The sequence below is a fragment of the Mesorhizobium sanjuanii genome (assembly GCF_002529485.1).
Classification (GTDB): Bacteria; Pseudomonadota; Alphaproteobacteria; order Rhizobiales; family Rhizobiaceae; genus Mesorhizobium; species Mesorhizobium sanjuanii.
The window spans coordinates 19,523-35,794 of record NZ_NWQG01000047.1 but is presented as its reverse complement, the minus strand read 5'-3'; the positions used below and the strand labels follow the sequence as shown (position 1 = coordinate 35,794).

The window sequence follows — 16,272 nt, the reverse complement described above, 5'->3', positions numbered from 1 at the left end:
CCCCTCAAGGGGGGAGATCACGCCCTTTCGCGGCCTTCGCCAATCGCCAACCTCGCAAGATGAATGCCAGCACCGAAGCTGCCAATCTCCCCCCTTGAGGGGGAGATGGCCGGTAGGCCAGAGGGGGGTGCCTCGCACCTCCCTTGCCCAGTCAGCCTCACTGCGCCGGAACCTTGTCGAGAAAGCCGGTGATGCTTTTCAGGCGGCCGTTCTCGATGACGCCGATGTCGGTTCCCTCGATCACGGACTCAGTGCCCTCGGGTCCGAGATTCCAGGAGAAGCGGATCGTGTCGGCAAAGCCGTCCGGCTGGCCTTTCAGCGAGAAGCGGAAGCCGGCAAAGCGCTGCTGCACCCCGTCGATCAGGGCCGCGACGCCTTCATGGCCGTCGCCCTGCATGATCGGATCGCGATAGCTGACATCCTCGGTGAAGGTCACTTCCAGCAAGGCCTGGCGGCGGGCGGCGTCGCTTTCGTTCCAGGCGGTGATGTAGTTTTGGGCGATGGTGTTGAGGTCGGTCATGGTCTGTCTCCTTCGTTGAGTGGCTTTGACACGACCTTTTTCACCCCAGGGAAGAACGAAACCAATTACGCCTGAGGTAATCGGGCAGACCTAGGAGAGGACAAAATCATGAGCAGCGGATTTTTCGGCGACATCGGCAAGATCAAATACGAGGGGCCGGATTCGACCAATCCGCTGGCCTACCGGTTCTACAATCCGGACGAAGTCGTTGCCGGCAAGCGGCTGGAGGACCATCTGCGCTTTGCGGTGGCCTACTGGCATTCCTTTGCCTGGCAAGGCGGCGATCCCTTCGGCGGGCAGACCTTCGATCGTCCGTGGTTCGCCAAGGCCGGCGGCGTCGACACGATGGAACTGGCCAAGCTCAAGGCCGATGTCGCCTTCGAGATGTTTTCGCTGCTCGGCGCGCCCTATTTCTGCTTCCACGACGCCGATGTCAGGCCGGAAGGCAAGGATTTTTCGGAAAGTGCCGCACGCCTCGACGAGATCGCCGACTATTTTGCGGCAAAGATGAAGCAGACCGGCGTCAAGCTGCTGTGGGGCACGGCGAACATGTTCTCCAACCGCCGCTTCATGTCGGGCGCGGCGACCAATCCCGATCCGGATGTGTTTGCCTATGCGGCGGCGACGGTGAAAAGCTGCATCGACGTCACCAAGCGGCTGAAGGGCGAGAACTATGTGCTGTGGGGCGGGCGCGAGGGCTATGAGACGCTGCTCAACACCGACTTGGCCCGCGAACAGGAGCAGGCAGGCCGCTTCCTCAACCTGGTCGTCGACTACAAGCACCGGATCGGCTTCAAGGGCACCATCCTGATCGAGCCGAAGCCGCAGGAGCCGACCAAGCACCAGTACGACTACGATGTCGCGACGGTCTACGGCTTCCTCAAGCGCTTCGGGCTGGAGAAGGAGGTCAAGCTCAACATCGAGCAGGGCCATGCGATCCTGGCCGGCCATTCCTTCGAGCACGAACTGGCGCTGGCCAATGCGCTCGGCGTCTTCGGTTCGATCGACATGAACCGCAACGACTACCAGTCGGGCTGGGACACCGACCAGTTCCCCAACAATGTGCCGGAAATGGCGCTGGCCTATTATCAGGTGCTGCTGGCGGGCGGCTTCAAGACGGGCGGCACCAATTTCGACGCCAAGCTGAGACGCCAGTCGCTCGACCCGCAGGATTTGCTGATCGGCCATATCGGCGGCATGGACGCTTGCGCGCGCGGGCTCAAGGCCGCCGTCCGCATGGTCGAGGACAAGGCGCTGTCTGGTCCCCTGGCGGAGCGCTATGCCGGCTGGAACAGCGCGGAAGCCAAGGCGATGCTGTCGGGCAAGCGCACGCTGGAGGAGATCGCCGAGCGGGTCGTCAAGAAGAAGATCGAGCCGCAGCCCCGGTCCGGACGCCAGGAACTGCTCGAGAACATCGTCAATCGCTACGTCTGAGACGTGGCGCCAGCAGATCTTCTGACCGACCCTGTTGCCGTGAAACGGCTTTGCGTGAGGGCGAAACCAACGACAAGGTTTTGCCCCGCGCCGCCCCTCAATCGCCTCGCTCTTGCCTTCAAACAGCCGTCACGGACCTCGTATAAAGTGGCTCATGGCGGGAATCAGGAAGAAGGAGGCGACCCGATATGCAGCATGAACGCGAAATCGACGCCCTGCTCTCATCTGGCGAAGCCGGTTCGATCATCGACCGGCTGATGGCGCTGCCGCATCCCAAGGAAGGTGCGCGCGGCAAGAACGAATGGGATCGCGCGGTAGCCAGCCGCTTCGAGACCCATCTGGCGAGACAGATGCGCTCGCAGATCGACGGCGCCGGCGACCATCAGAACGCCGCATAGCTGGCACTAGGCCCGGCGTAGCCTGACCGGCGCTTCGCCGAAAGCTCTTGAAAACGCTCTCGAAAATGCCGCGGCGGACGAGAAACCCGTCCGCCCGGCGATGTCAGCCATGGCCACACGCGTGTCGACCACCAGCCGGCGGGCCGCGCCGAGCCGCAGCCTGAGATAGTAGGCGCCCGGCGTCTCGCCAATCGACTTGCGAAAGATGCTTTCCAGCGTCCGTGCCGTCACCCCGGCGCGCTTGGCCACCGCGGCAATGGTCAGCGGCTGGTCCACATGCGCTTCCATCAGCCGGATCGCCTGCGCCAGCCGCGGATCATAGCCGTCGAGGCGGCCGAGCGAGACCAGCGGCTGGGCGTCGGTGGCGGCGCGCGCCTGATCGTAGATGAAGACGCTCGCCACATCGAGCGCCACCGCCATGCCGAGCCGGGTGCGGATCAGATGCAGCATCAGGTCGAAGGTCGGCGAGGCGCCGCCGGAGGTGAAGACCGGCCCGTCGATGACATAGCGGTCGGGGCGCACGTCGACACCGGGAAAGGCCGCGGAAAAATCCTCCATGTCCTCCCAATGGGTTGTGGCGCTGCGCCCTTCCAGCAAGCCGGCGCGTGCCACCAGCCAGGTTCCGGCTTCGACGCCGCCGCAGGCGCGCGCGGCGCGCGCGGCGCGGCGCAGGCCGGCAAGCAGCGCCGATGTGGCGTAGTTCTGGGTGCCGAAACCGGCAACCACGACCAGCACATCGGTTGGTTCGGCCGCATCGAAGCGGCCGCTGACCGCCACCGGCAGGCCGCATGTGGTGACCGGCGCCTCTCCCGTCACCGAGACCAGTTTGAAATCGAAGAGGATCTCGCCGGAAATGCGGTTGGCGGCGCGCAGTGGATCGACGGCCGAGGCCACGCACATGATCGACGAGCCTGAGAACACCAGCAGCGTCACCCTCAGCGGCGAGCGCTCGGCGCGAAAGATGTCAGGTTTTTCGCTTTTTATCATATGGCCTTCGTAAAACGCAAAACAGTTTTCGACAAGTCGGGCATTGTTATGGTCTGTCTCGATTGGGAGGAAATTTCATGCCGCTCGCGATGAACCGTGAGGTTTTCATTACCTGTGCCGTGACCGGATCCGGCGGCTCGCAGGACCGCAGCCCGCATGTGCCGCGTTCGCCCAAGCAGATCGCCGATTCCGCCATCGACGCGGCAAAGGCCGGCGCGGCGATCGTCCACTGCCATGTGCGCGATCCCGAGACCGGCAAACCCAGGCGCGACGTGCATCTCTACCGGGAAGTGACCGAGCGCATCCGCGCGGCCGACGTCGACGTGGTGCTGAACCTGACCGCCGGCATGGGTGGCGACATGGTGTTCGGCCCGCCGGAAGCGCCGCTGCCATTGAACGAAAGAGGCACGGACATGGGCGGCGCCACCAATCGCGTGGAACATGTGCGCCAGTGCCTGCCGGAAATCTGCACGCTGGATTGCGGCACAATGAATTTCGCCGAAGCCGATTATGTCATGACCAACACGCCCGGCATGCTGCGCGCCATGGGTGGCATGATGACGGCGCTCGGCGTCAAGCCGGAGATCGAGGCCTTCGACACCGGGCATCTGTGGTTCGCCAAGCAACTGGTCGAGGAACAGGTGCTGAAGCCGGACGCCTTGGTGCAGCTCTGCATGGGCGTGCCGTGGGGAGCTCCCGACGATCTCAACACCTTCATGGCCATGGTCAACAATGTGCCGTCGACCTGGAACTGGTCGGCCTTCTCGATCGGCCGCAACCAGATGGCCTATGCCGCCGCCGCGGTGCTTGCTGGTGGCAATATCCGCGTCGGGCTGGAGGACAATCTGTGGCTCGACAAGGGCGTGCTCGCCACCAACGCGCAGCTGGTCGAGCGCGCCGCCAGCATCGTCACCAATCTGGGCGCCCGGATCCTTGGGCCGGAAGAAGTGCGCCAGAAGCTGAACCTGACCAAGCGGGCGCCGATAGCGGCATAAATTATTCGCTGGGAGGTCGACATGACTACCGTCAAATTCACCGCGATGAAGGATGGCGACAAGGACGACTACGAATTCCTGACCGCCCATGAAATCGACTATGCCGCAAAGACTGGCGAGCGGCTGCTCGACGCGCTGGTGCAGCTCGACGAGGGCCTGTCCGGCTACAAGATCACAAGGCTCGGCCATTCGCTGCAGGCGGCCACCCGCGCCTGGCGCGACGGCGCCGACACCGACTGGATCGCCTGCGCCCTGCTGCACGACATTGGCGACATCTACGCGCCCTACAATCACGACGAATATGCGGCCGCCATCCTGAAACCCTTCGTGCGCGAGCAATGCACCTGGGTGGTGGAGAAGCATGGCGACTTCCAGCGCTTCTATTATGCCCACCATCTCGGCGGTAATCCGCATGCCCGCGACCGCTTCGCCGGCCACGCCTATTTCGACGATTGCGATGAGTTTTGCGAGCGCTGGGACCAGTCGAGCTTCGACCCGGCCTACGAGACGCTGCCGATCGATTTCTTCCGACCCTTCGTGCTCGAAGTGTTCGCGCGCAAGGCTTATGACCCGGCCGTGATCCGCGCCGGCGAGCGCGTGCCTCTCGTCGATCCAACAATTGCCAGGACAAGAACCGGAGCCCCCGCATGAGCATCATCAACAAGGCAGCCGCCATCGGCGGCGGTGTCATCGGCGCCGGCTGGGTGGCGCGTCTGCTCCTCAATGGCATCGACGTGTCGATCTTCGATCCCGATCCCGAGGCGTCACGCAAGGTCGGCGAGGTGATGAAGGGCGCGCGCCGCGCCTACAAGCAGATGCTGCCCGGTGGCCTGCCCAAGGAGGGAAAACTCACCTTCGCAAAGATGATCGCCGAGGCGGTGGCCGATGCCGACTTCATCCAGGAAAGCGTGCCGGAAAGGCTTGATCTCAAGCACCGCGTGCTGGCCGAGATCGACCTCTATGCGCCGGCGAACGCCATTGTCGGCTCGTCGACCTCCGGCATCAAGCCGACCGACATGCAGGTGGCGATGAAGAAGCATCCGGAGCGGCTGGTGGTCGGCCATCCGTTCAACCCGGTCTATCTCCTGCCGCTGGTCGAGATCGTCGGCGGCGAGCAGACCTTTCCCGAGGCGATCGAAGTCGCCAAGGAGATCTATGCGTCGATCGGCATGAAGCCTGTCGTGATCCGCAAGGAGATCGAGGCGTTTGTCGGCGACCGCCTGCTGGAAGCGGCGTGGCGCGAGGCGCTATGGCTGATCAAGGACGGTATCTGTACCGTCGAGGAACTCGACGACATCATGCGCTACGGCTTCGGCCTGCGCTGGGCGCAGATGGGCATGTTCCAGGTCTATCGCGTCGCCGGCGGCGAGGCCGGCATGCGCCACTTCATGGCGCAGTTCGGACCATGCCTGAAATGGCCATGGACCAAGCTGATGGACGTGCCGGAATTCAACGACGAACTGGTCGACCTGATCGCCACCCAGTCGGACGACCAGGCGCATGGCCTGTCGATCCGCGAGTTGGAAAAGATCCGCGACGACAATCTGGTCGCGATCATGGAGGCGCTGTCGAAACAGAACAGGGGCAAGGGCTGGGGCGCCGGTGCCTTGCACAAGGACTATACGAAGCAGTTGGCCAAGCTGGCGGCGAAGAAGCCCATGGCCTCCAAGGCGGCCGAGAAGGCCAAAGCAGCCAAGCCGGTGAAGAAGGCAAAGGCGGAAAAGCCGAAGAAAAAGAAGAAAGGCTGACGCCATGGATTTCGGTCTTTCCGAAGAGCAAAAACTCATCGTCGAGACGACGCGCGCCTTCGTCGAGAACGAGCTCTATCCGCATGAGCGCGAGGTGGAACGCACCGGCGTGCTGCGCCGCGAGCTGATCGAGGAATTGAAAGCCAAGGCGATCGAGGCCGGGCTCTATGCAGCCAACATGCCGGCGGATGTCGGCGGCGCCGGGCTCGATACGGTCACTTGGCTGCTCTACGAAAAGGAACTCGGCCGCGCCAACTATGCGCTGCACTGGACCTGCGTGGCGCGGCCCTCCAACATCCTTCTGGCCGGCACGCCCGAACAGCGCGAAAAATACCTGTTCCCTTGCATTCGCGGCGAGAAATGGGACTGCCTGGCGATGACCGAGCCGGGCGCCGGCTCCGACCTGCGCGGCATGAAGGCGACCGCGGTGCAGGATGGCGACGATTGGGTGCTGAATGGCACCAAGCACTTTATCTCCCACGCCGATCTCGCCGACTTCGCCATCGTCTTCATGGCCTCGGGAGAGGAAGAGACTTCGCGGGGAAACCGCAAGAAGATCACCGCCTTCTTCGTCGACAAGGGCACCAAGGGCTTTGCGGTGCGCGATGGCTACCGCAACGTCTCGCATCGCGGCTACACCAACGCCATCCTCGAATTCGACGATTGCCGGTTGCCCGCAAGCCAGGTGCTCGGCGAGGTCCACAAGGGTTTCGACGTTGCCAATTCCTGGCTCGGCGCGACCCGGCTGCAGGTCGGCGCCACCTGTCTCGGCCGGGCCGAACGGGCGCTTGGCCATGCCATCGAATATGCCGCGCAGCGCCAGCAGTTCGGCCAGCAGATCGGCAAGTTCCAGGGCGTGTCGTTCAAGCTCGCCGACATGGCGACCGAATTGAAGGCCGCCGACCTGATGGTGTTCGAAGCCGGCTGGAAGTACGATCAGGGCACGGTCACTGATCAGGACATGGCCATGGCCAAGCTGAAGGCCACCGAAATGCTTGCCTTCGTCGCCGATGAGGCGATCCAGATCCATGGCGGCATGGGGCTGATGGACGATCTGCCGCTGGAGCGCATCTGGCGCGACGCCCGCGTCGAGCGCATCTGGGAAGGCACGTCGGAAATCCAGCGCCACATCATTTCGCGGGCGCTGCTGCGGGCGGTTGGGGGCTAGAGCATGATCCCAAAAAGTGGAATCCGGTTTTTGGATAAGATCATGCTCGAACGAAAAGATGACCATGCACAAGCTTGAACGCCTCCTGCGTCCCAAATCGATCGCCGTCTTCGGCGGGGCGCAGGCGGCTGCCGTCGTCGCGCAGTCGATCAAGATGGGCTTTGTCGGCGAGATCTGGCCGGTGCACCCGACCAAGGACGAGGTTGCCGGCCGCAAGGCCTATCGCTCCGTCGCCGAGCTGCCCGGCGCGCCGGATGCCGCCTTTGTCGGTGTCAACCGGCACCTGACCATCGAGGTGGTCAAGGCGCTGGCCGAGCGCGGCGCCGGGGGTGCGGTCTGTTTTGCCGCCGGCTTCCTGGAAACCGAAGCCTATGACGAGGATGGCGAGCGGCTGCAGGCCGAACTGGTCGCCGCCGCCGGCCAGATGCCGATCATCGGGCCGAACTGCTACGGCCTTATCAACTATGCCGACGGCGCGCTGCTGTGGCCCGACCAGCATGGTGGCATCAGGCTGGCCCAGGGCGGCAAGGGCGTCGCCATCATCACCCAATCGTCCAACATCGCCATCAACATGACGATGCAGAAACGCGGCCTGCCGATCGCCTTCCTGATGACCGCCGGCAACCAGGCGCAGACCGGGCTTTCCGAAATGGCGCTTGGGCTCATCGAGGACGATCGCGTCACTTCGCTTGGCCTGCATATCGAGGCCTTCGATTCGGTAGCCGGTTTTGAGCGACTGGCGGCGCGGGCACGGGAACTGAAGAAGCCCATCATCGCCATGAAGGTCGGCCGGTCCGAACAGGCGCGGCAAGCGACGGTGTCGCACACCGCCTCGCTGGCCGGTTCCGACGCCGCCTCGGGTGCCTTCCTGAAGCGGCTCGGCATCGCGCGTGTCGATTCCATTCCCGCCTTCATCGAGGCGCTGAAGCTGTTGCACGTGACAGGCCCCCTGCCCGGCTACATTCTGTCGTCGATGAGCTGTTCGGGCGGCGAGGCCTCCGTCATGGCCGACAGCGCCGAGGGCCGCTGGGTGAATTTCCCGGTGCTCACCGACAAGCACCGCGCCCATGTCAAATCGACCCTCGGCCCGCTGGTGGCTGTCGCCAATCCGTTGGACTATCACACCTTCATCTGGAACAACGAGCCGGCGATGACCGCCACCTTCACCGCCATGGTGTCGGGTGGTTTCGACCTCAACATGCTGGTGCTCGACTTCCCGCGTCCCGACCGCTGCTCGGTCACCGACTGGTGGGCGACGCTGCGCGCCTTCGAATCGGCGCTGAAGACCAACATGGCGCACGGCGCGATCGTCTCTTCGCTGCCGGAGAACCTGCCAGAGGAATACACCGCCGAGCTGATGGCGCGCGGCATGGTGCCGTTGTTCGGCATCTCCGAAGCCCTGGATGCCGCCCAGGCGGCGGCTTTCATCGGCTGGGCGTGGCGCGAGCCGCAGGCGCAGCCCATCGACACGTCAGCCTCCGGCGCGCCGGCCGGCGGTCATGTCACGCCCGACGAGGCCGAGGCGAAGGCGCGGCTGATCGAGGCCGGGCTTTCCGTGCCCAAGGGCGAACGTGCCGGCAATGCGGTCGAGGCGGTGATCTCGTCGATGGCGCTCGGCTTTCCGGTGGCGCTGAAGGCCCTGGGCGTCACCCACAAATCTGAGCTTGGCGCGGTGCGGCTCAACCTTAGGGATGCCGAATCCGTCAGCGCTGCCGCCCATGATCTCTTGCCGCTCGGTTCCGGCCTCTATGTCGAGCGCATGGTGCGCGACGGCGTCGCCGAGCTCATCGTCGGCTTCACCCGCGACCCGATGTTCGGCGCGGTGATGACGCTCGGCACCGGCGGCGTGCTGGTCGAGCTGTTGCGCGACAGCGTCACGCTGATGCTGCCGGCAAGCCGCGACGACATTGAGGCGGCGCTGCGCGGCCTGAAACTGTTCCCGCTGCTCGAAGGCTATCGCGGCCGGCCCAGGGCCGATGTGCCGGCGGCCATCGACGCCATAGCAGGCATTGCCGCCTTCGTGCAGAAGAATGCCGGCGAGATCGAGGAACTCGACATCAATCCGCTGATTGTCTGCGCGCAAGGCAAGGGCGCCTGGATCGCCGACGCGCTGCTGGTGCTGGGAGAGAACAAGCATGTCTGATGTCATTTCGACCCGCCGTGAAGGCACGATCCTCGAAGTCACGCTCGACCGGCCCAAGGCCAACGCCATCGACCTGAAGACGTCGCGGCTGATGGGCGAGACGTTCAAGGCGTTTCGCGACGATCCGGGCTTGCGCGTCGCCATCGTCAAGACCGCCGGCGACAAGTTCTTCTGCGCCGGCTGGGATCTCAAGGCCGCGGCCGGTGGCGACGCGGTCGACGGCGACTATGGCGTTGGCGGCTTCGCCGGGCTGCAGGAATTGCGCGACCTCAACAAGCCGGTGATCGCCTGCGTCAACGGCATGGCGGTCGGCGGCGGCTTCGAGCTGGCGCTGTCCTGCGACCTCATCTATGCCTCCGACCATTCCTCCTTCGCGCTGCCCGAGATCCGCGCTGGGACGCTGGCCGATGCGGCAACGATCAAGCTGCCGAAGCGCATTCCTTATCATGTCGCCATGGACCTCCTGCTCACCGGCCGCTGGATGGATGTGGCGGAAGCCCACCGCTGGGGCTTGGTCAACGAAGTTCTGCCCAAGGAAAAGCTCGAGGAGCGCGTCTGGGAGATCGCCCGCCTGCTCGCCAGCGGCCCGCCGCTGGTCTTCGCGGCGATCAAGGAAACGGCGCGGGTCGCCGAGGCTCTGACCTTCCAGGATGCGATGAACAAAGTGACGCGCCGGCAGTTGGCGACGGTTGACGCGTTGTACGGCTCGGAGGACAATTTAGAGGGCTTTCGTGCTTTCGCTGAGAAGCGTGATCCCGTGTGGAAGGGGAAGTGAACGGCAGTTCAACGCCCATGACCGACTACAAAACCCTTATCGACGCCGAGACCTGGGCCTTCATCGAGCGGACCAATTCCTATTATCCGCCGGACACGATCGACTACACGATCGCGCAGCAGCGCGAGATCTACGACCGCATGTGCCGCGAATTCTTTGCTGGCTACCCCGAGGGCGTGACGGCCGAAACCACCGCCATTGCCACGCCTTCACATGCCATCCCGATCCGCATCTACCGCACGCCGGCGCCGGAAGCGGCGGCCATGGTGCTGTATTTCCATGGCGGCGGTTTCATCCTCGGTGGGTTGGACAGCCATGACGATGTCTGCGCCGAGCTTTGCGCCCGCACTGGCTTGGAGGTGGTTTCGATCGACTACCGGCTGGCGCCGGAGCATCTTCACCCGGCAGCCTTCGACGATGCCATGAGCGCCTTCGAATGGGCGGCAACCACCTACAAGCGCCCGATCCTGCTCTGCGGCGACAGCGCCGGCGGCAATCTCGCCGCGGCGGTCAGCCATGCTACACGCGGCCACAAGAGAAAACCGATCGGCCAGGTGCTGATCTATGCAGGCCTGTTCGGCGACCGCTCGAAGGGCTCCTATGTGACGCATGCCGAAGCGCCCATGCTGACGACCCGCGATATCGAATTCTACATGCACATCCGCACCGGCGACGAGGACCGCACCGGCGACCTCACGCTGTCACCGCTTGCCGACGCCGATTTTGCCTATCTGCCGCCGACTGTGCTGACCACCGCGCAATGCGACCCGCTGTCGTCCGACGGCGAAGCCTATCGCGACCGTATCATTGCAGCAGGCGGGCGCGCCTACTGGTTCGAGGAGCCGGGACTGGTGCACGGCTATCTCAGGGCCAGGCACACGGTCGGCCGGGCGCGTACGAGCTTTACCCGGATCGTCGACGCGGTGTCGGTTCTGGGGCGAGGCGAATGGATCTGGTGAGACTTTATCCGACCGCGCGCCCGGCCGCGCGACCCGCGGCTCGGCCCGAAAAGATACAGCCGCCGAGGAAGGTGCCCTCCAGCGCGGCATAGCCATGCATGCCGCCGCCGCCGAAACCGGCGACTTCGCCCACGGCATAGAGCCCTTCGACCGGCTCGCCCCCTGCGTCCAGCACACGGCTGTCGAGATCGGTCTGCAACCCGCCCAGCGTCTTGCGGGTCAGGATGTTGAGCCGGACCGCGATCAGCGGGCCATTGTCCGGATCGAGCATCTTGTGAGGCTTTGCCGTGCGGATGAGCTTGTCGCCGAGATAGGCCCGCGCACCGCGCAGCGCGATGATCTGCATGTCCTTGGAGAAGGGATTGTCGAGTTGCCGGTCGCGGGCGCGGATCTCGCGTTCGACCTGAGCCAGCTCCAGCAGCGGCTCGCCGCCGGCCAAGGCGTTCATGCGGGAAACCAGCGCCGGCAGTTCGGACTCGACGATGAAATCCTCGCCCTTCTCCATGAAGGCCTTCACCGGACCCGGAATGCCTGACGTGGCGCGGCCGAGCACCTGGCGCCAGCTCTTGCCCGTCAGGTCGGGATTCTGTTCGGAGCCCGACAACGCGAACTCCTTCTGGATGATCTTCCTGGTCAGGATAAACCAGGAATAGCCGAAGCCCGTCGCCATGATGTGGCTGAGCGTGCCCAGCGTATCGAAGCCGGGATAGAGCGGCACCGGCAGGCGCTTGCCGCGTGCATCGAGCCACAGCGACGACAGACCGGGCAGGATGCGGATGCCATGGCCGGTCCAGAGCGGCGCCCAGTTTTTTATCCCCTCGACATAGTGCCACATGCGATCACGGTTGATGACACTGCCTCCGGCTTGCTCGGTGATCGCCAGCATGCGGCCGTCGACATGATCGGGAACGCCGCTGATCATGCGTCGCGGCGGCGAACCCAGCCGCTGCGGCCAGTTCTTGCGTACAAGCTCGTGATTGGCGCCGATGCCGCCGGAGGCGACGATGACTGCTTGCGCCTTCAGTTCGAAATCGCCTGAAATGTCGCGCGAACTCTTGCGGCCGCGCTCGACGTCGCTGGGCGCGAGTATGTCGCCGCGCACGCCGGTGACGACGGCGCCGGCCCGGGTCAGTTCGTTGACGCGGTGGCGAAACTTGACGTGGATCAGCCCTTGGCTTTCGGCCTCACGCAGGCGGTAGATGAAGGGTTCGAGCACGCCGGGGCCGGTGCCCCAGGTGATATGGAATCGCGGCACCGAATTGCCGGGGCCGACGGCATTGCCGCCGCCGCGCTCGGCCCAGCCGACCACCGGAAAGAATTTCATGCCGCGCTGCATCAGCCAAGAGCGCTTCTCGCCGGCCGCAAAGCCGACATAGGCCTCGGCCCATCGGCGCGGCCAGGAATCTTCCGCGCGATCGAAGGCGGCGGTGCCCAACCAGTCCTCGAGCGCGAGGTCATGCGAGTCGTGGATGCGCATGCGCCGCTGTTCGGGCGAACCGACGAGGAAAATGCCGCCAAGCGACCAGAACGCCTGGCCACCGAGCGATTGCTCAGGCTCCTGGTCGAGGATGATGGTCTTCTTGCCGGCCTCGACCAGCTCCGCCGCGGCGACGAGCCCGGCGAGGCCGGCACCGACCACGATTACATCCGCATCGTCAGCCACACTCTCCTCCCGGCTGGGAATTGTCAGACCTTCTCCCAGCCGTCCTTCTCGCCGGCCCGGAAGATGGCGTCGATGACCTTCTGGTTGAGCACGGATTCTTCCAGCGTGAAAACGCGGTCCTTGCCGCCCTGTGCCGCCCGCGCGAAGGCCTCGACCTCCAGCCGGTACTGCTGCGTGCCGGGAAAGCGGAACACTTGTGCCTCGGTGTGGCTCTGGTTGTGCAATTCGATGCGGTGATGGTCGTAGAGACCGGCATTGAACGGCGAGAACACTTCGATGAACCCCTTCTCGCCGTGAAACACCATCACCTGCCGCGCCGCCATCTGCGTCGACAGATAGAAGGACAGTTCGAAGTCGCCGAAATCGGCGCGGATCGAGGAATAGATGTCGGTGCCGAATTTCTTGTCGCGCTCGATGGTGGCTTGTATCCGCAGCGGCTCCTTGCCCGTCGAGAAGCGCGTCGACACCGTCGGATAGACACCGATATCGGGCAGCGCACCGCCGCCAAGGTCGAGCTGGTTGCGCATGTTGGTGGGATCGACATTGTAATAGGAGAATGCACCCTGCACGTGGCGCAGCCGGCCGATGGCGCCGCTGGCGATGAGCTCGCGCACCTTGATCCATTGCGGATGGTAGACGACCATGAAGGCCTCGCAGACCAGCACCTTTTTGGTGTCGCGCAGCTTGATCAAAGGTGGAATGTCCTTGGCATCGAGCGCCAGTGGCTTTTCGACCAGCACATGCTTGCCGGCTTCGATCGCCTTGGCCGTCCATTCGACATGCTGCGAGGTCGGCAGCGGGATGTAGACGCCATCGACCTCCTTGGAGGCGAGCAGCTCCTCATAGGAACCGAAGGCATGGCGCGCGCCGAAGCGCTCGGCCAGCGCACGCGCCTTCGACACATCGCGGCTGGCGATCGCCGACAAAACGCCGTTCTCCGCCTCGACCATCGCAGGCAAAAGATGCTCGCGGCCGATCTTGGCCGTCGACAAAACACCCCATCGGAACATCAGGCTTCCTCCATCTCGATTGCAGGAGTGGAGGTTTGCCCGAAATCGTCGGAAAAGCCAATGCGGGAGCTCTGGTTCCTCGCCCCACGAAGTGGATACGAAGTGGGGAGAGGTGGCCCGGCGAAGCCGGGACGGAGAGGGGCCTTCGTAGAGTGCCCGGGCTTGCCAATCTAAGCGCCCTTGGGCTTCGCTTCATGACCGCCCAAGTCAGAGGGTTCTGGCTTCGCGACCGTCGTCCCCCTCTCCGTCCCGGCTTCGCCGGGCCACCTCTCCCCCACTTCGCGGGGGCGAGGAACCTAGGTCCTGCGAGGGCTAGCCCCTTCTACCCATAAGCGTCATGTCGAAGTCGACGATGTTGGAGTAGATCGGCGTGCCGACATCCATGCCGTAGCGTGATCTGAGCACCTTGCCGGTGACGTGGAACTTTATCATGCCGGCCTTGAGGCCGCCGAGTTCGGCGGTGAACTTTTCCGGAAAGGTCTTGCCGCGCGCCGTCAGCCGGCCGGTGACAAGCGCCGTGGTGTCGCCGGTGCGTTTGACGCTGGTCGAGCGGAACTGGATTTCCGGGCTGTTAGCGGCATCGAACACAGCGTCCGAGCGAAGGAAGGCGTCGATGCGGCTCTGGCCGGTGCCGACGCTTTCGGGGAAGATGGTGAAATTGACCTGGGAGCGCCCGACATCGCGGTTGTCGATGCGGATCGTGCCCTTGAAGCGGGCGAAGGCGCCATCGAGGGCGCCGCCGCCGGCATTGCCGATGGTGAAGTGGATGCTGGAATTGGCCGGGCTGATCGTATAGCTGCCGGCAGCATCGCTAAGGGCGACCGCCGCGGAAACAGGCATGGCAAGGCAAGCGGCAAGAGCCGCAAATCCGAAGATGCGTGCGTACATGGGTTTTTTCCTTCTCGAGACACGCATTGTCTGCGTCGTCGCCCCATCAACGAATGAGCCGTCCGCCCTATTCCATGTCACGGTCTGACGAAGGCGTGATCATGCGCGTCAGCACCGTGTCCTTCAGCCAGAAATGATGGCGCAGCGCAGCCAGCGCATGCAGAGCGACAAGCGCGATGCCGGCATAGGCAAGATACCAATGCGCCGCCGCCCAGAAGCTTTCGGCCGCATCCGATTCGGCCAATGGCAGGTTCGGCATGACGAACAGGTTGAAGGGCATGCTGGGGATCTCCAGCATCGAGACCGACACCAGCGCCCATCCCGACAGAGGCAGCGCAAGCTGAAAGGCGTAGAGCGCAAGATGCGCGAGCGGCGCGGTCCGGCGTTCGAAAGGTCCGACCGAGCGCGGCAGGGCCGGCGCTGCATTGCCGATGCGCCAGGCGATGCGCAGGATGATGAGGCCAAGCAGCAGGAAACCAAACGACTTGTGCAGCTGGATCAGCTCGAAGGCGCTGCGCTGGCTGGTTAGCCGCACCATGACGAAGCCAAGCGCGAACTGGCCGATGAAGATCAAAGCGATCAACCAGTGAAGAAAGATCGCCGCCCAGCCGTAGCGGGTCGTGCTGTTGGTAATCGATGCGGACATGGTGGGTGAACGCCCGCGAGCCCGGCTTTCATCCGGCCACCTTGAAGAAATCGACAAAGGCGCGGAGCGCCGGCCGCATCTGGCGGCGGCTCGGGTAATAGACGAAGAAGCCGTTGAAGGGTTGGCACCAGTCCTCCAGCACGCGAATGAGCCTGCCATCGGCAATCGCCTCGCGGACATAATCCTCGAACAGGAAAGCAAGCCCGGCGCCATCGATGGCCGCATTGGCGATCAGATAGTCCTCGTCGAGGATCAGCGGGCCTTGCACCGCCAGTTCGATCTCCTCACCGTCCTTCTCGAATTCCCAGCGATAGAGGATGCCGCTGGAGAATCGGAAGCGCAGGCAGCGGTGGTCGGCGAGATCATTGGGATGGCGCGGCCTGGGCATGTTCCTGAAATAGGACGGCGCACCGACGACGGCGCCGCGAATATCGGGGCCGATGCGCACCGCGATCATGTCACGCTGCAGGCTCTCGCTGAGCCGGACGCCTGCGTCGAAGCCGCCTTCGACGACATCGGTGAAGCGATCCTCGATGACGATCTCCAGCACGATATCGGGATAGGCCGCGGCAAATGCGCCGAGCCGTGGCGTCAGCGCCAGATGGGCTGCGGTGCGCGGCACGGTGAGCCTGAGATTGCCGGCAGGCCGGTCGCGCGCCTCGACCGCCGATTCCAGCGCAAGATCGATCTCCGACAGCGCCGGCCGCAGACGCTCCAGCAATTGCGCGCCTTCTTCCGTCGGGGCGACGCTGCGCGTGCTGCGCGCCAGCAGGCGAACGCCGAGCCGCGCTTCCAGGGTGGCGATCGCGTGACTGACCGCCGAGGGTGCAATGGCCAACTCCCTGGCGGCACCCCGAAAGCTGCCGAATTGGGCGACGGTTGCCAGCACCGCCAGTTGGGAAAGGTGAGCTCGATTCATTGATCTATCTTTTAGAACA

16 protein-coding genes are annotated in these 16,272 nt (G+C 64.2%); 9 read left to right on the top strand and 7 right to left on the bottom strand.

Features of this window, described 5'->3' with window-relative positions:
* Positions 1-157 precede the first annotated feature (157 nt).
* Entirely contained in the window at positions 158-520 is a 363-nt protein-coding gene (locus CN311_RS09380; RefSeq protein ID WP_097573043.1) for a nuclear transport factor 2 family protein, read from the bottom strand.
* 108 nt (positions 521-628) lie between these two features.
* Here CN311_RS09380 and xylA point away from each other — a divergent pair, with 108 nt between their 5' ends.
* Both xylA and CN311_RS09370 read left to right on the top strand, forming a co-directional pair.
* Positions 629-1,954, top strand: coding sequence for a xylose isomerase (gene xylA / locus CN311_RS09375; protein WP_097573042.1), 1,326 nt, complete (start codon positions 629-631; stop codon positions 1,952-1,954).
* Positions 1,955-2,142: 188 nt separating this feature from the next.
* Positions 2,143-2,352: a hypothetical protein gene (locus CN311_RS09370; protein WP_097573041.1), complete on the top strand. Its 210-nt coding sequence runs from the start codon at positions 2,143-2,145 to the stop codon at positions 2,350-2,352.
* Positions 2,353-2,358: 6 nt separating this feature from the next.
* Here the strand turns inward: CN311_RS09370 and CN311_RS09365 are convergent, their stop codons facing one another.
* On the bottom strand, positions 2,359-3,339 hold the full coding sequence (locus CN311_RS09365) for a GlxA family transcriptional regulator (RefSeq protein ID WP_097573040.1): 981 nt from the start codon (positions 3,337-3,339) through the stop codon (positions 2,359-2,361).
* A 77-nt stretch (positions 3,340-3,416) separates the two neighbouring features.
* Between CN311_RS09365 and bcoG the strand changes: the two genes are divergently transcribed.
* The 7 genes from bcoG (at position 3,417) to CN311_RS09330 (ending at position 11,127) form a co-directional block, all read left to right on the top strand.
* Positions 3,417-4,334, top strand: coding sequence for a 3-dehydrocarnitine:acetyl-CoA trimethylamine transferase BcoG (bcoG, locus tag CN311_RS09360; protein ID WP_097573039.1), 918 nt, complete (start codon positions 3,417-3,419; stop codon positions 4,332-4,334).
* 21 nt (positions 4,335-4,355) lie between these two features.
* Positions 4,356-4,985: an HD domain-containing protein gene (locus CN311_RS09355; RefSeq protein ID WP_097573038.1), complete on the top strand. Its 630-nt coding sequence runs from the start codon at positions 4,356-4,358 to the stop codon at positions 4,983-4,985.
* The gene (locus tag CN311_RS09350) at positions 4,982-6,082 is read left to right on the top strand and encodes a carnitine 3-dehydrogenase (RefSeq protein WP_097573037.1); all 1,101 of its coding nucleotides are present in this window, start codon (positions 4,982-4,984) and stop codon (positions 6,080-6,082) included. The genes CN311_RS09355 and CN311_RS09350 overlap by 4 nt, the downstream gene beginning before the upstream one ends.
* 4 nt (positions 6,083-6,086) lie before the next feature.
* The gene (locus tag CN311_RS09345; protein ID WP_097573036.1) at positions 6,087-7,250 is read left to right on the top strand and encodes an acyl-CoA dehydrogenase family protein; all 1,164 of its coding nucleotides are present in this window, start codon (positions 6,087-6,089) and stop codon (positions 7,248-7,250) included.
* Positions 7,251-7,314: 64 nt separating this feature from the next.
* The gene (locus tag CN311_RS09340; RefSeq protein WP_097573087.1) at positions 7,315-9,393 is read left to right on the top strand and encodes an acetate--CoA ligase family protein; all 2,079 of its coding nucleotides are present in this window, start codon (positions 7,315-7,317) and stop codon (positions 9,391-9,393) included.
* Complete coding sequence (locus CN311_RS09335; protein ID WP_097573035.1) at positions 9,386-10,168, top strand: carnitinyl-CoA dehydratase; 783 nt, start codon at positions 9,386-9,388, stop codon at positions 10,166-10,168. Before CN311_RS09340 ends, CN311_RS09335 begins: the two co-directional genes overlap by 8 nt.
* 17 nt (positions 10,169-10,185) lie before the next feature.
* Entirely contained in the window at positions 10,186-11,127 is a 942-nt protein-coding gene (locus tag CN311_RS09330) for an alpha/beta hydrolase (RefSeq protein ID WP_097573086.1), read from the top strand.
* Between the two features lie 4 nt (positions 11,128-11,131).
* On the opposite strand, the gene CN311_RS09325 is transcribed toward CN311_RS09330, so the two are convergent.
* The 5 genes from CN311_RS09325 to CN311_RS09305 form a co-directional block, all read right to left on the bottom strand.
* A complete protein-coding gene (locus CN311_RS09325) occupies positions 11,132-12,790 on the bottom strand; it encodes an FAD-binding dehydrogenase (RefSeq protein ID WP_097573034.1) in 1,659 nt (552 codons plus the stop codon).
* Between the two features lie 23 nt (positions 12,791-12,813).
* Complete coding sequence (locus CN311_RS09320; protein WP_097573033.1) at positions 12,814-13,800, bottom strand: Gfo/Idh/MocA family protein; 987 nt, start codon at positions 13,798-13,800, stop codon at positions 12,814-12,816.
* 312 nt (positions 13,801-14,112) lie between these two features.
* Positions 14,113-14,688, bottom strand: coding sequence for a YceI family protein (locus CN311_RS09315; RefSeq protein ID WP_097573032.1), 576 nt, complete (start codon positions 14,686-14,688; stop codon positions 14,113-14,115).
* Between the two features lie 67 nt (positions 14,689-14,755).
* A complete protein-coding gene (locus CN311_RS09310) occupies positions 14,756-15,334 on the bottom strand; it encodes a cytochrome b (RefSeq protein ID WP_097573031.1) in 579 nt (192 codons plus the stop codon).
* 28 nt (positions 15,335-15,362) lie between these two features.
* Complete coding sequence (locus CN311_RS09305) at positions 15,363-16,253, bottom strand: LysR family transcriptional regulator (RefSeq protein ID WP_097573030.1); 891 nt, start codon at positions 16,251-16,253, stop codon at positions 15,363-15,365.
* Between the last annotated feature and the right edge of the window lie 19 nt (positions 16,254-16,272).

What these genes read in the sequence shown, in the direction of transcription:
- CN311_RS09380 (WP_097573043.1), bottom strand. Translation starts at nt 520, where the DNA reads ATGACCGACCTCAACACCATCGCCCAAAACTACATCACCGCCTGGAAC.
- xylA (WP_097573042.1), top strand. Translation starts at nt 629, where the DNA reads ATGAGCAGCGGATTTTTCGGCGACATCGGCAAGATCAAATACGAGGGG.
- CN311_RS09370 (WP_097573041.1), top strand. Translation starts at nt 2,143, where the DNA reads ATGCAGCATGAACGCGAAATCGACGCCCTGCTCTCATCTGGCGAAGCC.
- CN311_RS09365 (WP_097573040.1), bottom strand. Translation starts at nt 3,339, where the DNA reads ATGATAAAAAGCGAAAAACCTGACATCTTTCGCGCCGAGCGCTCGCCG.
- bcoG (WP_097573039.1), top strand. Translation starts at nt 3,417, where the DNA reads ATGCCGCTCGCGATGAACCGTGAGGTTTTCATTACCTGTGCCGTGACC.
- CN311_RS09355 (WP_097573038.1), top strand. Translation starts at nt 4,356, where the DNA reads ATGACTACCGTCAAATTCACCGCGATGAAGGATGGCGACAAGGACGAC.
- CN311_RS09350 (WP_097573037.1), top strand. Translation starts at nt 4,982, where the DNA reads ATGAGCATCATCAACAAGGCAGCCGCCATCGGCGGCGGTGTCATCGGC.
- CN311_RS09345 (WP_097573036.1), top strand. Translation starts at nt 6,087, where the DNA reads ATGGATTTCGGTCTTTCCGAAGAGCAAAAACTCATCGTCGAGACGACG.
- CN311_RS09340 (WP_097573087.1), top strand. Translation starts at nt 7,315, where the DNA reads ATGCACAAGCTTGAACGCCTCCTGCGTCCCAAATCGATCGCCGTCTTC.
- CN311_RS09335 (WP_097573035.1), top strand. Translation starts at nt 9,386, where the DNA reads ATGTCTGATGTCATTTCGACCCGCCGTGAAGGCACGATCCTCGAAGTC.
- CN311_RS09330 (WP_097573086.1), top strand. Translation starts at nt 10,186, where the DNA reads ATGACCGACTACAAAACCCTTATCGACGCCGAGACCTGGGCCTTCATC.
- CN311_RS09320 (WP_097573033.1), bottom strand. Translation starts at nt 13,800, where the DNA reads ATGTTCCGATGGGGTGTTTTGTCGACGGCCAAGATCGGCCGCGAGCAT.
- CN311_RS09315 (WP_097573032.1), bottom strand. Translation starts at nt 14,688, where the DNA reads ATGTACGCACGCATCTTCGGATTTGCGGCTCTTGCCGCTTGCCTTGCC.
- CN311_RS09310 (WP_097573031.1), bottom strand. Translation starts at nt 15,334, where the DNA reads ATGTCCGCATCGATTACCAACAGCACGACCCGCTACGGCTGGGCGGCG.
- CN311_RS09305 (WP_097573030.1), bottom strand. Translation starts at nt 16,253, where the DNA reads ATGAATCGAGCTCACCTTTCCCAACTGGCGGTGCTGGCAACCGTCGCC.